This is a genomic window from Massilia sp. LC238 (genome assembly GCF_000735635.1).
GTDB lineage: Bacteria > Pseudomonadota > Gammaproteobacteria > Burkholderiales > Burkholderiaceae_D > Telluria > Telluria varians.
This window is the reverse complement of the sequence record NZ_JNNN01000038.1, coordinates 103,017-117,088: the sequence shown is the minus strand read 5'-3', so window position 1 is coordinate 117,088 and position 14,072 is coordinate 103,017. Positions and strand designations below refer to the sequence as shown.

Sequence of the window (14,072 nt, the reverse complement as noted above, 5' to 3'; positions counted from 1 at the left end):
CATCATGGAACTTGCCAAGTCTTTCGAGCCCGCAGACATTGAACAATACTGGCGCACCGAGTGGGAACAGCGCGGTTACTTCACCGCCACCATGGAAGACGGCAAGCCGTCGTTCAGCATCCAGCTGCCGCCGCCGAACGTCACGGGCACCCTGCACATGGGCCATGCCTTCAACCAGACCGTGATGGACGGCCTGACCCGCTACTACCGCATGCGCGGCTACAACACCGCCTGGATCCCGGGCACCGACCACGCCGGCATCGCTACCCAGATCGTGGTGGATCGCCAGCTCGACGCGCAGAAGATCTCGCGCCACGACCTCGGCCGCGAAGCCTTCGTCGAGAAGGTCTGGGAATGGAAGGAAAAGTCGGGCAACACCATCACCGGCCAGATGCGCCGCATGGGCACCTCGCCAGACTGGAAGCGCGAATACTTCACGATGGACGAAAGCCGCAGCAAAACCGTGGCGGAAGTCTTCGTGCGCCTGTACGAACAGGGCCTGATCTACCGCGGCAAGCGCCTGGTCAACTGGGATCCGGTGCTGGGCACCGCCGTGTCGGACCTGGAAGTCGATTCGCAGGAAGAAGACGGCTCGATGTGGTACATCAAGTATCCGCTGGCCGACGGCTCGGGCCACCTCACGGTCGCCACCACCCGTCCGGAAACCCTGCTGGGCGACGTCGCCGTGGCGGTGGACCCGACCGACGAGCGCTATACGAGCCTGGTCGGCAAGCTGCTGAACCTGCCCCTGACCGGCCGCCAGATTCCGGTGATCGCGGATAGCTACGTCGACAAGGAATTCGGCACCGGCTGCGTCAAGATCACCCCGGCCCACGACTTCAACGACTACGCGGTCGGCCAGCGCGCCAACCTCGCGCCGATCAACATCTTCACCCTGGACGCCAAGATCAACGAGAACGGCCCGAGCCAGTACCAGGGCCTGGACCGCTTCGCCGCGCGCAAGCAGATCGTCGCCGACCTGGAAGCGCAAGGCCTGCTGGCCGAAGTCAAGCCGCACAAGCTGATGGTGCCGCGCGGCGACCGCACCGGCGTCGTCATCGAGCCGATGCTGACCGACCAGTGGTTCGTCGCCATGAGCAAGCCGGCGCCGGAAGGCACCTTCAACCCGGGCAAGTCGATCACCGACGTGGCGCTGGAAAAGGTGGCCAACGGCGAGATCAAGTTCGTGCCCGAGAATTGGACCACCACCTACAACCAGTGGCTGGGCAACATCCAGGACTGGTGCATCTCGCGCCAGCTGTGGTGGGGCCACCGCATCCCGGCCTGGTACGGCGAGAACGGCGAGATCGTGGTCGCCCGCACCGAGGAAGAAGCGCAAGCCAAGGCCGCGGCCCAGGGCGTCGTTGGGGCGCTGCGCCGCGACGACGACGTGCTCGATACCTGGTTCTCCTCGGCCCTGGTGCCCTTCTCGACCATGGGCTGGCCGGAAGAAACCCGGGACATGAAGCACTTCCTGCCCTCGTCGGTGCTGGTGACCGGCTTCGACATCATCTTCTTCTGGGTTGCCCGCATGGTGATGATGACGACCCACTTCACCGGCAAGGTGCCGTTCGAGACCGTGTACGTGCACGGCCTGGTGCGCGACAGCCAGGGCCAGAAGATGTCCAAGTCGAAGGGCAACACGCTCGACCCGATCGACCTGATCGACGGCATCGACGTCGAGTCGCTGGTGGCCAAGCGCACCACCGGCCTGATGGACCCGCGCGCCGCCGAGAAGATCGCCAAGGCCACCCGCAAGGAATTCCCGGAAGGGATCCCGGCCTTCGGCACCGACGCCGTGCGCTTCACCATGGCGAGCTACGCTTCGCTGGGCCGCAACATCAACTTCGACCTCGGCCGCTGCGAGGGCTACCGCAACTTCTGCAACAAGCTGTGGAACGCCACCCGCTTCGTGATGATGAACACGGAAGGCAAGGACTGCGGCCAACCGAATCCGGAAGACCTGTCGCAGGCCGACCGCTGGATCATCTCGCTGCTGAACCGCGTCGAACTCGATATCGCCAAGGGCTTTGCCGACTACCGCTTCGACAACATCGCCAGCAGCATCTACAACTTCGTCTGGTACGAATACTGCGACTGGTACCTGGAACTGGCCAAGGTCTCGGTCCAGCAGGGCACCGAAGCGCAGCAGCGCGCCACCCGCCACACCCTGCTGCGCGTGCTGGAAGTGGTGCTGCGCCTGGCGCACCCGATCATCCCGTTCGTGACCGAAGCCCTGTGGCAGGCGATCGCGCCGCTGGCCGGCAAGACCGGTGACAGCATCATGCTGCAGCCCTACCCGCTGGCCGATACCTCGTTCGTGAGCGAAGAGGCGGAAGCCTGGATGGAGCAGCTCAAGACCCTGATCGACGCCACCCGCAACCTGCGCGGCGAGATGTCGCTGTCGCCGTCGGTGCGCGTGCCGCTGATCGTCGAGCCGGGCAACGCGGAAGACCGCGCCCGCATGGCGGTGTTCGCCCCCTACATCCAGGCACTGGGCAAGCTGCAGGAGGTGCAGGTGGTCGACGCGCTGCCGGAATCGCCGGCCGCCGTGTCGATCGTCGGCACCACCAAGCTGATGCTGAAGGTCGAGATCGACGTCGCCGCCGAGCGCGAGCGCCTCTCGAAAGAGATCGCGCGCCTGCAGGGCGAGATCGCCAAGGCCAGCGGCAAGCTGTCGAACGAAAGCTTCGTTGCCCGTGCCCCGGCCGCGGTGGTGGAGCAGGAGAAAGAACGCGTGGCGAACTTCTCAGCGACGCTGGCCAAGATGCAGGAGCAGCTGGCGAAGCTGCCGGCGGCCTGATTCGGCATCGCCAAACCAAAAACGCGGCTTCGGCCGCGTTTTTTGTTGGAACCCATCCAATTCGAATACTTCCTCGGATTTCGATGACCCGGCCGTGAATACAGTTTGCTACACTGGTCCCGTCAGACAACAACAATGGAGACCCACAATGCGTAAACTGATGCAGGCAAGCCTGATTGCCCTGATCCTCGCCGCACCGGCTGCCATGGCCCAGAACACCTCGCCCGCAGGCACCTGGAAAACGATCGACGACGAAACCGGCAAGCCGAAGTCCCTCGTACGCATCACCGAAGAGAACGGCGTCCTGACCGGCAAGATCGAAAAGCTGTTCCGCCCGGCCGACCAGGACCAGAACCCGAAATGCACCGCCTGCGAAGGCGCGCGCAAGGACCAGCCGATCATCGGCATGACCATCCTGTCCGGCCTGAAGAAGGACGGTAACGAGTACACCGGCGGCGAGATCCTCGATCCGTCCAAGGGCAAGACCTACAAGAGCAAGGCGGCCCTGAAGGACAACGGCAGCAAGCTGGAAGTGCGCGGCTACATCGGCGCGCCGATGTTCGGCCGTTCGCAGACCTGGGTCCGCGAGCAGTAATTCCCAGGCAGCGGCCCGTGCCCACAGGCGCCGGCCGCTCGCCCTGTATGATGGGCGCATGACCCAGTCCCAAGCCTATCTCTACCTCGCCTTCGCCATTGTCACGGAAGTCATCGGCACTACCGCGCTCAAGGCTTCCGACAGCTTTACCCGGCCGATTCCCAGCCTGGTCACGGTGGGCTGCTATGCCCTGTCCTTCTACCTGCTGACCTTCAGCCTGCGCGTGCTGCCAACGGGAACCGCCTATGCGATCTGGTCGGCGGTCGGCATCGTGCTGATCTCGCTGATCAGCTGGTTCGTCTACGGTCAGCGCCTCGACCTGCCCGCCATCGCCGGACTCGGACTGATCATCGCAGGGGTGGCCGTGATCAACCTGTTCTCGAAAAGCGTCAGTCACTGAACTTCATTCGCGCGCCGCAACAATTGTAAATTCGATATCGTCTCGTATTGCTGAGTTGTTATTACAACGAATTTACGAGGAAAGTCGAATGATCTTCTTGCGTCTGGCCTGCCTGATGGCCGGGATCCTGGTGCTGGTGGCGCCTCCGGTGGTGTTGTTCCCGAACGGCGCTTCCGCGCCTGAAGTGTCGCGCTCCGCCGCCCTGCTGGCGGCCATGCTGCTGGCTGCGTCGGGCTTCTTCTTCATCGGCATGACCGGCCACCGCATCAAGCGCTCGCCCGCGCTGGGCCGGATGTCGGCCGCGGCGCTGCTGCTCACCTTCGTGGCAGGCAGCGCGATCCTGTGGGACAGCGCCGAACCGACCGCCATGTGGCTGAGCGGGGCGCTGCTCGGCTTCACCCTGATCGTGTCGCTCGCGCTGACCCTCCTGATGCTGCAGGGGCCGAGCGCGGGCCGCGTGCGCGCCCGCGAAGGCCGCCAGTCGCGCCTGTCCGTCGTGCACCACCTTTGAGAGCGGCTACAGCCAGCCGGCGTCGCGCGCCATGCGATAGGCGTCGACCCGGTTGGCGGCGCCCAGCTTGCTGATCGCCTCGGACAGGTAGTTGCGCACCGTCCCTTCGGACAGGTGCACCTGGCGCGCGATGTCGCTGCTGCTGCGCCCTTCCCCGGCCAGGCGCAGCACCTGGCGTTCGCGCTCGGTGAGCGGATCGGCCCCGCCGCTCCAGCTTTCCAGCGCCAGCTCGGGCGCGATCGCGCGCCCGCCGCCGTGCACCGCGCGGATCGCCGCCGCCAGGGAATCCACCGACGCATCCTTCAGCAGGTAGCCGCGTACCCCCGCCTCGAGGGCGCGACGCAGGTAGCCGCTGCGCCCGAAGGTGGTCACCACGATCAGCTTCGGCGGCAAGCGGCGCTCCTTCAGCTCGGCCGCCAGTTCCAGCCCGGTCATCAGGGGCATCTCGATGTCGGTCAGGACGATGTCGGGCTGGAGCCGCTCGCACATGGCGAGGGCTTCCCTGCCGTTGGTGGCGGCGCCGACCACCTCGAAATCCGGCTCGAGCCTGAGCAGCGCGGCCATCGCGCCCAGGACCAGGGCCTGGTCTTCGGCCAGCAGGATGCGAATCATGAGGATACTCCGGCAGGGACGCGCAGTTCGAGTTCGAGACCGGTGCGCGCGCGCAACGCAAGGCGGCCACCGAGCGAGTGGGCGCGCTCGCGCATGCCGCACAAGCCGTTGCCGTGCCGGATGTCGGCCTCGCTGCGCGCCTTGCCGTCGTCCTGGATGCGCAGCACGGCCACGCCGTGTTCCAGTCCGAGCGACACGCTGCAACGGCGCGCGCCGGCGTGGCGCACCACGTTGGTGACCGCCTCGCGCAGCGCCAGCGCCAGCACGTTCTCGGCGGCCGGCGCCAGTGCGAAGCGCTCCACGCTTTCTTCCAGCCGGACGTCGGCCGCCGCCAGGCTGGCCCGCGCGCTCGCCAGCGCATGTCCCAGGCCCTTCTCGCGGTAGCCCGTCACGGCGGCGCGCACTTCGGCCAGGGCCTGGCGCGCGCTGGTTTCGATGTCGCCCACTTCGCGCGCGCAGGCATCCGCGTCGCGGTGCGCCAGCTTGCGCGCCAGCTCGGCCTTCAGCGCGATCAGCGACAGCGAATGCCCGAGCAGGTCGTGCAGGTCGCGCGAGATGCGCTCACGCTCGGCGATGGTGGCCAGGTGCTCGACCTCTTCCTGCTTGCGCATCAGCTCCTGGCGCGAGCGGCGCAGGCGCGCATCCATGAAGGCGCCCATGCCCACCGGCAGGCCGACGGTCAGGATCGGCATCAGGAACATGAAGCGCATATTCCCGCTCGTCTGCAGCGAGGCCAGCAGCGCCAGCACGATGACGGCCACGATCGCGGCCACGGCGTATTTCATTGTCGCGATCCCGGCCGCCATGGCGCAGGCGAAGATGAAGAAGGTGGCTGCGCCCGGGTTCCAGGGCACCCAGGCGGCGCCGAGCAGGCAGGCAGCCAGCATGAAGACGAATACCTGCCGGCCGCGCGCCCGGAAGCTTGCAAGGTAGAGCGGCACGAACACGGCCAGCGTCAGCACCAGCAGGGCCAGCTCCCCGGCACCAGGAGGGACATAGGCGTACTTCCAGCCCATGTAGGCCAGGCTCAGCAGCCAGAAGTACGGCATCCTGCCCTGCTCCGGCGGGAGCCACGGCCCCGCCAGCACCTGTCTGATCTTGTTCATGTCGTGAAGCGGGTCGGGTTAGCGGTCCAGCAGGCGCACGTCGGCGATCTCGAAACGGTAGTCGCCAGGCTCGGGGCCGGCATTGAATCCTATCATGGTCAGCAGGGATGGATCGATGCCGGGAAAGCTGCTCAGCGGGACCGACACTTCTTTCCAGTCGGCGCCGGCGGTGAAGGGCACGGTGGCCGGAATGGTGGTACCACGCGACATCATGCTGAGGGCATAGCGCTTGCCGTCGCCACGCCCCCGGAACGCAATCGTCTTGGCCGCACTGAGGTTGGCCGGCTGCATCGGCCCGGCGCCCGGCCCGAAAGCCAGTCCCGCCCATGGATAGGGGAAGTTCGCCTTCACCACGCGCGCCGTCACCGCCAGCGCCGCCGGAGCGCCGGCTTCGACCGGAAGCAGTTCCAGCGTCGCGCTCGAGGCGCCGCCCATCATGCCGTCGTGGGTCGCGGACCAGCCCATGCCGAAGGGACTGGCAAGCTTCTCCTTGCTGAACAGGCTGATGCGCCCATCCGCCGGCAGCGCTACCGGCGCGAGACCGGGCGCCGCGTTTTCCCGGGCCACCCGCTCGCGCTGGCGCGCACGCAGCGGCTCGGCGCTTTCGCCGTCCTTCCAGACCTCGACGATGCGGCGGGTGCTGGCGATGTCCGCCAGCGGGTTGCCCTCCACCAGCAGCAGGTCGGCCTTGTAGCCCTTCGCCACCTGCCCGCGCTTGCCGAGGCCGAAGGCGCGCGCCGGCGCGCTGGTGGCGGCCGCCAGTGCCGCACCCGGGCTCATGCCGGCCGCGACCAGCGCCGCCAGCTCATGATGCATGCTGATGCCGTACTGGGTGCCCGCATTGCCGGCATCGGTGCCGGCCAGCACCGGCACCCCGGCACGGTGCATGGCAGCGATGACGGCCCTGGGCGTCGCCAAGAGGTCGGGCTTGGGCGACTGGCCATAGCTGGATCGCATCGGCTGCCGCTGTTCCTTGTCCAGCAGTGCCGCCAGGGTCGGGTCGGCCAGCAGTCCGTCCGTCTTCACGCCCGCCATGCTCTCGAGCACCACATAGGTCGGGATCACGAAGGCGCGCCTGGCCTTGGCCAGTTGCGCCAGCGCCTGCGCGTCGCGCGCCGCGATGTCCGTGCCGATAAAGAGGTGCACCAGCCCATCCGCGCCGGCCTCGAGCGCGGCACGCGCGTTCTCGAGCGTGCTGACATGCACGACGGCCCGCTTGCCGCGCCGGTGTGCGGCCTCGATCAGGGCCTTGGCGGTGGCGATATCCAGGCTGTTCATGCGCTGGGCGCCGTGGCCGTCCTCCAGCACGATCTTGATGAAGTGCGAGCCTTCGGCGATGCGCGCATCCACGAAGGCCTGGGCTTCGGCCGGCGTGGCGAGCGTCGGGATCGGCATGCCGAACTGGGTGCCGTGCCCCCCTTTCGCGGTGGCCAGCGTGCCGGCCGAGAACATGTCGGCGCGACCGCTGTTCTTCCCGGCCGCTATGGCGGCGTTCAGGTCCCGCATGATCTGCACGTCGTTGAACATGTCGACCTGGGTGGTGACACCGAACAGCAGCGGCAGCTCCAGGTAGCGGAAGGCGTGCACGTGCGCGTCGATCAGGCCCGGCAGCAGCGTGCGCCCTGCCCCGTCGACCACGCGCGCGCCGCTTGGGGCCGAACCGCGGAAGTCGGCGTCGACGATGACGCCCTTGTCGAACAGGACCGAGCGGCGTTCGTGCACGCGCTCGCCGTCGAAGACGCGCACGTCCTGGACCAGGGTGGGGGCGGCAGAGGCGGCGCCGGCCAGCATCAGGATCGCGGCGGCGGAGACTGCTTTCAGGGCGGTGGACTTCATGTGTTCCTCGCATGGGTTGGTGTGCAGCCAGTGTGCGAAAAACACGATGGCGCCTGTAGATGCAGGCGCCATCACATTGGCATGACAATTGTCATACTTCATCAACCCGTGCCGACCACCTTGACGTTCGAATCCGTACCGTCGGTGTACACCCGCATGCTCGTTTTCCCCAGGAAGATGTTTTTGGAAACGACAGTCGGGCTGCCATAAATGTAGGCCAGCGCGATATGTGCCTGGAACGGGCTGGGAGTTTTTCCTCCACTACGCCGGTTCAGCACGGAAAAACTGCAGTTCGAATCGAGCCAGTTGGCCTGGATCGTGTGGCCGCCCGTGTCCGGCCACCTGGCACGGTCGCCGCCACCGTACATCTGGATGCCGTTGCCTTCGTTGTTCGAGACGACGTTCCCGTAGATCGAACACTTGCTGGCCCCATCGTCTACTCCGATGCCGACGCCTTCCGAACCGTTGTCCAGTGGACCGCCGTAGTTATAGTTGAACCTGCAGGTGTTGTAGCGGATCGTATGCCCGGATACTGCACCCTGGCCGACCTTGGACGACAATTCGATACCTCGGCCGTAATAGGTGCCGGTCAGGATTCCACCATTGGCATTGCAAACGTTGCGCTCGATGATGTAAGCCTTGGCAAGGCCGCTGATATGAATTCCGAAATTCATATTGTTGCTGCAGTTATTGTTGCCCACATAGCTGCGATCTCCACCGTTGATGAAGATCCCGGTGAGCATACCGGTCACGATATTGCTATCCACTGTGGCAGCCTGAGCCTGGACGAGATAGATGCCGATCGCCCGGCGGTTCAGGTTGTAGGGGACACCCGGTGGTGGCGAGACGCGATTCCCGCGGATCAGCAGACGCGTGAGAAAGCTGGCGCTGTTGTAGGTCTCACAGCGAATTCCGTACGACGCAGGCGAGCCGCCCCCGCGATGCCGGATCGTATTGTTGAGCAGGCGTATATCGTCCATATTCGTATTCCCGGCGGCCAGAATCCCCTGGTTGCCATAGGCCGGGCCGTTGCTGATGACGTCGAGCACGCAGTTGGATACGGTGATGCGATTTTTCTCGTAGATCACCACGCCGGCGCTGTTCGACGTCACGTTGCTGTTCTCGAAAACGCAGTCATTGCCAAGCCAGATGATTGCCACGTCGCTCCCATCCGGCAAGCCAGTATTCCGGATGTCCAGGTGACGGTAGGTGATGAAGTCGCGCTCTTGCCGGTAGGCGGCAATCGATGCGCCGCCGGCGGGCGTGGCCGGCGCACCCGGCAGGACGATCACCGGTTTCGGCCGCGAGCTGTCGTCGCTGCCATCGGAGCGATAGTAGGCGCCGATGGTGATGCGCTGCAAGGCAGTGCCGCTTGCCGCCAGCTGAAAAACGCCTGAGTACGTCGTGCCGCGCTTCTGCAGGTAAGTATGGCCGGGTGTCCAGGTAACACTGGCCCATGAGCGGTAAGGATTGGCGAGCGTTCCGTCGCCCGGACCGGCAACGCTCGGATCGATGTAATGCACGTTCGCGTTGAGTCCTGACTGGGCCCGCGCGCGCCTTGGGAGCGCGCTCCCTGCACACGCGAGGATACCCATACTGGAAGCAATCCGAAGGAATGTTCTTCTCTTGCTCATCACGGCTCCTTGTATCGGGATTCGACATGCATGGCGCCGATCGTATCGCCCACGACCAGCCCACATGCGCTCGGGCTGTCCTGTCCAGGGCCGTGCCCGCCAGACGATGCTACGCCTGGCGGTCGCAAGAGCACAACGACTTTTTGTTAAATATCTTTCAGTCGAGTGGTGACAATGCCACTGACCTGCTCGGCAGCTCGCCTCAGGCTGGCGGCAGGTTGTCCCACAGGTCGCCCGTGGGGCTGATGCGCGGCGCGGTGACGCCGAAGTGCTGGTAGGCCAGCGGCGTGGCGATGCGGCCGCGCGGGGTGCGCTGCAGGTAGCCCTGCTGGATCAGGTAGGGTTCGAGCACGTCCTCGATGGTGTCGGCCGCCTCGCCGATCGCCGCCGCCAGGTTGCCGATGCCCACCGGACCGCCGGCGAACTTGAACAGCACGGCCTCCAGGAGTTTACGGTCCATGACATCGAAACCGACGGTGTCGACATCGAGCATCTTCAGCGCGCGGTCGGCCATCTCCACGGTGATTTCGCCGGTGCCCTTCACTTCCGCGTAGTCGCGCACGCGGCGCAGCAGGCGGTTGGCGATACGCGGGGTGCCGCGCGCGCGCTTGGCGACCTCGCGCGCACCGGCCTCGTTGATCGGGGCGTCGAGCAGCGCGGCGCTGCGGGCGACGATCTTGGTCAGCTCGTCGACGTTGTAGAACTCGAGGCGCGCGACGATGCCGAAGCGGTCGCGCAGCGGGTTGGTCAGCATGCCGGCGCGGGTTGTGGCGCCGACCAGCGTGAAGGGCTGCAGGTCGAGCTTCACGGAACGCGCGGCCGGGCCCTCGCCGATCATGATGTCGATCTGGTAGTCCTCGAGCGCCGGGTACAGGATCTCTTCGACCACGGGCGACAGGCGGTGGATCTCGTCGATGAAAAGCACGTCGTTCGGCTCGAGATTGGTGAGCAGCGCGGCGAGGTCGCCGGGACGCTCCAGCACCGGGCCGGAGGTCTGGCGCAGGTTCACGCCCATCTCGCGCGCGATGATGTGCGCCAGCGTGGTTTTACCGAGACCCGGCGGGCCGAACAGCAGCGTATGGTCGAGCGCTTCGCGGCGCTTGCGCGCGGCGGAAATAAAAATTTCGAGCTGGTCGCGGATCTTCGCCTGGCCGACGTATTCGTCCAGCTGCTTCGGCCGCAAGGCGCGCTCGATTGCCTCCTCGTTAGGCGAGGCCGGCGCCGCGTCGATGACGCGCTGCTCGGTGAAATTGTCGGTCTGGATGCTCATGCTTTAGAAAGTGCTTTGAGTGCGAACTTGATGCCGTCGGAGACGCTGCTACCTGCCGGCATGTTCTTGATCGCCAGTAGCGCTTCCTTGTCAGAATACCCCAATGCGAGCAGCGCATTGAGCACGTCGGCCTGGGCGTCGTCGCGCACCGCGCCGCCGACCACGCCGATGTCGGCGCCGAGTTTACCCTTCAGTTCGAGCAGCAGGCGCTCGGCGGTCTTCTTGCCGATGCCCGGGATCTTCACCAGGCGGCCGGCCTCCTGCAGCGTGACGGCTTGCGACAGGTCGGCCACCGACATGCCCGACAGGATCGCCAGGGCCATGCGCGCGCCGATGCCGGTAATCTTGATCAGCTGGCGGAACAAGGCCCGCTCGGAAGCGCTGCCGAAGCCGAACAGCAGGTGCGCGTCCTCGCGCACGACCAGGTGGGTGAACAGCACCACCTTTTCGCCGGTATGCGGCAGGTTGTAGAAGGTGCTCATCGGCACGTCGACTTCATAGCCGACGCCGTTGCAGTCCACCAGCACGTGCGGCGGCGCTTTTTCGAGCAGGATTCCGGAGAGACGACCGATCATGTGTTGTTGTCCTATTGTTCTTAGACGAGGCGGCTGCGTTTCATGCGCAGCGTGCTGGTCGTAGGAGCCAACGCCCCCACCAGCGACAGCGTGTCCATGCTGTGGGCGTGGCAGATCGCCACGCCGAGCGCGTCGGCGGCGTCGGTGCCCGGCAGGCCGGGAAGCTTCAAGAGGCGCGACACCATGTCCTGCACCTGGGCCTTGGCGGCCTTGCCGGTGCCGACCACGGCCTGCTTGACCTGCACCGCCGTGTATTCGGCCACGTCGAGGTCGGCGCCGACCAGGGCCGTGATGGCCGCGCCGCGCGCCTGGCCCAGCAGCAGCGTGGACTGCGGGTTGACGTTCACAAAGACTTTTTCGATGGCCGCGCAAGTCGGTCCGTAGGCGGAGACGATTTCGCCCACGCCGTTCAGGATCACCTTGAGCCGCGGCGGCAGTTCGCCCTCGGTACCGGTCTTGATGGTGCCGGACGCGATGTAGCGCAGCTTGCTGCCGTGTTTTTCAATGACGCCGAACCCCGTCGTACGCAGGCCCGGGTCGATGCCGAGAATAATCATTGTGGAATGATATACGGCTGCGGGGTGTTCGTGGGAAAAATACTGTGCAAAAACACAGTGCGTGGTTAATGTTACCACGTAGGGTGGGCAGGTTTCCTGCCCACGCGGCGATAGGTCAGCTATGAAAAATCGCGGTGGTTCCGGCGTTCGCTGACCGCGTGGGCGGGAGACCCGCCCACCCTACAAATGCAGCAGCAAATCAATGACGGAAGTGACGGGTACTCGTGTACAGCATCACCACACCACGCTCATCCGCCGCATCGATGACTTCCTGGTCACGCATCGAGCCGCCCGGGTGGATCACGCAGGTCGCGCCCGCATCCACCACCACGTCCAGGCCGTCGCGGAACGGGAAGAAGGCATCCGAGGCCACTGCCGAACCGCTCAGGGACAGGCCGGCATTCTGCGCCTTGATCGAGGCGATGCGCGCCGAGTCGATGCGGCTCATCTGGCCGGCGCCGACGCCCAGGGTCATGCCGTTGGCGCAGAACACGATGGCGTTCGACTTGACGAACTTGGCCACGCGCCAGGCGAACATCAGGTCCTGCAGCTGCTGCTGGGTCGGCTGCTTCTTGCTGACCACGCGCAGGTCACCCAGGCCGACGTTCTTCGCGTCCGGCGCCTGCACCAGCACGCCGCCGCCGACGCGCTTCAGGTCATAGGCGTTCTGGCCTTCGCCCAGCGGGATTTCCAGCAGGCGCACGTTCTGCTTGGCCGACATGATCTGGCGCGCCTCGGCGGTGAAGCCTGGCGCGATCAGCACTTCGACGAACAGCTTGGCCAGCGCTTCCGCGGCGCGGCCGTCGACCTCGACGTTGAAGGCGATGATGCCGCCGAAGGCCGAGGTCGGGTCGGTCTGCAGCGCGCGGGTGTAGGCGTCCAGCGCATCGACGCCGATCGCCACGCCGCATGGATTGGCGTGCTTGACGATCACGCAGCCGGCCGGCTGGCCGAGGCCGCCGAGCGTCTTGACGCATTCCCATGCCGCATCGGCGTCGGCGATGTTGTTGTACGAGAGTTCCTTGCCCTGCAGCTGGCGGTAGTTGGCCAGCGCGCCCGGCGTGGTGACGAGGTCGCGGTAGAAGGCGGCGCCCTGGTGCGGGTTCTCGCCGTAGCGCATGTCCTGGACCTTCTCGAAGCTCATGTTCAGGGTCTGCGGGTAGCTCGAGCGGGTCGCGTGCGCGCGGTCTTCGCCCAGGCTGGTCAGGTAGTTGGTGATCGCGCCGTCGTACTGGGCGGTATGGGCGAACACTTTTTTCGCCAGGCGGAACTTGGTCTCGTAGCTGACCGGGCCAGCTTCGGTACCGGTGCCTTTCATTTCCGCCAGCACCACGCCGTAGTCGGCCGGGTCGACGATCACGACCACGTCGCGGTGGTTCTTGGCGGCCGAGCGCAGCATGGTCGGGCCGCCGATGTCGATGTTCTCGATCGCGTCTTCCAGCGAGCATTCCTGCTTGGCGACGGTCTGCTGGAACGGGTACAGGTTGACCACGACCATGTCGATCTGCGGGATGCCGTGCTCGTCGAGCTTGGCGACGTGCTCCGGCAGGTCGCGGCGCGCCAGGATGCCGCCGTGCACCTTCGGGTGCAGGGTCTTGACCCGGCCGTCGAGCATTTCCGGGAAACCGGTGTAGTCGGCGACTTCAGTGACTTGCACGCCATTTTCCTGCAGCAGCTTGGCGGTGCCGCCAGTGGACAGGATGTTGACGCCGAGGGCAGCCAGGGCCTTCGCGAAGTCGAGGACGCCGGTTTTGTCGGAAACGGAAATCAGTGCTTGTTTGATCATGGTGAGGCCTGTGGTTGAGAATTCTGACGCCCGGGCGCACGGACGGTGTACCGGCCGCGCCCAGACGCACGGCCACGCCATGCAAAGAGCTTTAGAGGAGCCCGTGCTCCTGGAGTTTCTTGCGCAAAGTATTCCGGTTGATGCCCAGCATCTGCGCCGCGTGCGACTGGTTGCCGTCGGCGCGCGTCATGACCACTTCGAGGACCGGCTTTTCGACCGTCAGGACCATCATGTCGTAGATGTTCGTCGGCTTCTGCTCGCCGAGATCGTTGAAATAGTCCTCGAGGCTTTTCTGGACGACTTCCTGGATACTTTCTTTGCTCATGTTCTCTGCTGCTTCATCCTGGTTAATGATTGCTCACCGCGTTTTTGGCGCAGCGTGTCCCC

At 65.5% G+C, this 14,072-nt stretch carries 13 protein-coding genes; 4 read left to right on the top strand and 9 right to left on the bottom strand.

The genetic code is table 11. From position 1 onward, the window contains the following. Positions 1 to 4: 4 nt before the first annotated feature. The 4 genes from FG94_RS09925 (at position 5) to FG94_RS09910 (ending at position 4,309) form a co-directional block, all read left to right on the top strand. Entirely contained in the window at positions 5 to 2,803 is a 2,799-nt protein-coding gene (locus FG94_RS09925; RefSeq protein WP_036210507.1) for a valine--tRNA ligase, read from the top strand. Between the two features lie 148 nt (positions 2,804 to 2,951). After that, on the top strand, positions 2,952 to 3,398 hold the full coding sequence (locus tag FG94_RS09920; protein WP_036210504.1) for a DUF2147 domain-containing protein: 447 nt from the start codon (positions 2,952 to 2,954) through the stop codon (positions 3,396 to 3,398). Between the two features lie 58 nt (positions 3,399 to 3,456). Next, the gene (locus FG94_RS09915) at positions 3,457 to 3,798 is read left to right on the top strand and encodes an SMR family transporter (RefSeq protein WP_036210501.1); all 342 of its coding nucleotides are present in this window, start codon (positions 3,457 to 3,459) and stop codon (positions 3,796 to 3,798) included. Positions 3,799 to 3,886: 88 nt separating this feature from the next. Continuing rightward, positions 3,887 to 4,309 carry a hypothetical protein gene (locus tag FG94_RS09910; protein WP_036210498.1) on the top strand — a complete coding sequence of 141 codons (423 nt, stop codon included), beginning with the start codon at positions 3,887 to 3,889 and terminating at the stop codon, positions 4,307 to 4,309. A gap of 6 nt (positions 4,310 to 4,315) precedes the next feature. Here the strand turns inward: FG94_RS09910 and FG94_RS09905 are convergent, their stop codons facing one another. The 9 genes from FG94_RS09905 to FG94_RS09865 all read right to left on the bottom strand — a co-directional run bounded on the left by FG94_RS09905 (position 4,316) and on the right by FG94_RS09865 (position 14,010). Then, positions 4,316 to 4,921: a response regulator transcription factor gene (locus FG94_RS09905; protein ID WP_036210495.1), complete on the bottom strand. Its 606-nt coding sequence runs from the start codon at positions 4,919 to 4,921 to the stop codon at positions 4,316 to 4,318. Next, entirely contained in the window at positions 4,918 to 6,027 is a 1,110-nt protein-coding gene (locus tag FG94_RS09900; RefSeq protein WP_036210492.1) for a sensor histidine kinase, read from the bottom strand. The genes FG94_RS09905 and FG94_RS09900 overlap by 4 nt, the downstream gene beginning before the upstream one ends. 18 nt (positions 6,028 to 6,045) lie before the next feature. After that, positions 6,046 to 7,863 carry a CIA30 family protein gene (locus tag FG94_RS09895; RefSeq protein WP_051996404.1) on the bottom strand — a complete coding sequence of 606 codons (1,818 nt, stop codon included), beginning with the start codon at positions 7,861 to 7,863 and terminating at the stop codon, positions 6,046 to 6,048. A 101-nt stretch (positions 7,864 to 7,964) separates the two neighbouring features. Continuing rightward, complete coding sequence (locus FG94_RS09890; protein ID WP_161783961.1) at positions 7,965 to 9,386, bottom strand: right-handed parallel beta-helix repeat-containing protein; 1,422 nt, start codon at positions 9,384 to 9,386, stop codon at positions 7,965 to 7,967. Between the two features lie 313 nt (positions 9,387 to 9,699). Then, positions 9,700 to 10,767 (bottom strand): Holliday junction branch migration DNA helicase RuvB, encoded by a 1,068-nt coding sequence (ruvB, locus tag FG94_RS09885; RefSeq protein WP_036210486.1) that lies wholly within the window; start codon positions 10,765 to 10,767, stop codon positions 9,700 to 9,702. Beyond that, positions 10,764 to 11,342, bottom strand: a complete 579-nt coding sequence (gene ruvA, locus FG94_RS09880) for a Holliday junction branch migration protein RuvA (RefSeq protein ID WP_036210484.1) — start codon at positions 11,340 to 11,342, stop codon at positions 10,764 to 10,766. Before ruvA ends, ruvB begins: the two co-directional genes overlap by 4 nt. A 20-nt stretch (positions 11,343 to 11,362) precedes the next feature. Further along, complete coding sequence (gene ruvC / locus FG94_RS09875; protein ID WP_036210481.1) at positions 11,363 to 11,899, bottom strand: crossover junction endodeoxyribonuclease RuvC; 537 nt, start codon at positions 11,897 to 11,899, stop codon at positions 11,363 to 11,365. 199 nt (positions 11,900 to 12,098) lie between these two features. Further along, positions 12,099 to 13,685: a bifunctional phosphoribosylaminoimidazolecarboxamide formyltransferase/IMP cyclohydrolase gene (gene purH / locus FG94_RS09870; protein ID WP_036210478.1), complete on the bottom strand. Its 1,587-nt coding sequence runs from the start codon at positions 13,683 to 13,685 to the stop codon at positions 12,099 to 12,101. A 91-nt stretch (positions 13,686 to 13,776) separates the two neighbouring features. Continuing rightward, on the bottom strand, positions 13,777 to 14,010 hold the full coding sequence (locus tag FG94_RS09865; protein ID WP_027865797.1) for a helix-turn-helix domain-containing protein: 234 nt from the start codon (positions 14,008 to 14,010) through the stop codon (positions 13,777 to 13,779). Positions 14,011 to 14,072 lie beyond the last annotated feature (62 nt).

Coding starts and splice junctions, on each gene's coding strand:
- FG94_RS09925 (WP_036210507.1), top strand. CDS start 5: ATGGAACTTGCCAAGTCTTTCGAGCCCGCAGACATTGAACAATACTGG.
- FG94_RS09920 (WP_036210504.1), top strand. CDS start 2,952: ATGCGTAAACTGATGCAGGCAAGCCTGATTGCCCTGATCCTCGCCGCA.
- FG94_RS09915 (WP_036210501.1), top strand. CDS start 3,457: ATGACCCAGTCCCAAGCCTATCTCTACCTCGCCTTCGCCATTGTCACG.
- FG94_RS09910 (WP_036210498.1), top strand. CDS start 3,887: ATGATCTTCTTGCGTCTGGCCTGCCTGATGGCCGGGATCCTGGTGCTG.
- FG94_RS09905 (WP_036210495.1), bottom strand. CDS start 4,921: ATGATTCGCATCCTGCTGGCCGAAGACCAGGCCCTGGTCCTGGGCGCG.
- FG94_RS09900 (WP_036210492.1), bottom strand. CDS start 6,027: ATGAACAAGATCAGACAGGTGCTGGCGGGGCCGTGGCTCCCGCCGGAG.
- FG94_RS09895 (WP_051996404.1), bottom strand. CDS start 7,863: ATGAAGTCCACCGCCCTGAAAGCAGTCTCCGCCGCCGCGATCCTGATG.
- ruvB (WP_036210486.1), bottom strand. CDS start 10,767: ATGAGCATCCAGACCGACAATTTCACCGAGCAGCGCGTCATCGACGCG.
- ruvA (WP_036210484.1), bottom strand. CDS start 11,342: ATGATCGGTCGTCTCTCCGGAATCCTGCTCGAAAAAGCGCCGCCGCAC.
- ruvC (WP_036210481.1), bottom strand. CDS start 11,899: ATGATTATTCTCGGCATCGACCCGGGCCTGCGTACGACGGGGTTCGGC.
- purH (WP_036210478.1), bottom strand. CDS start 13,685: ATGATCAAACAAGCACTGATTTCCGTTTCCGACAAAACCGGCGTCCTC.
- FG94_RS09865 (WP_027865797.1), bottom strand. CDS start 14,010: ATGAGCAAAGAAAGTATCCAGGAAGTCGTCCAGAAAAGCCTCGAGGAC.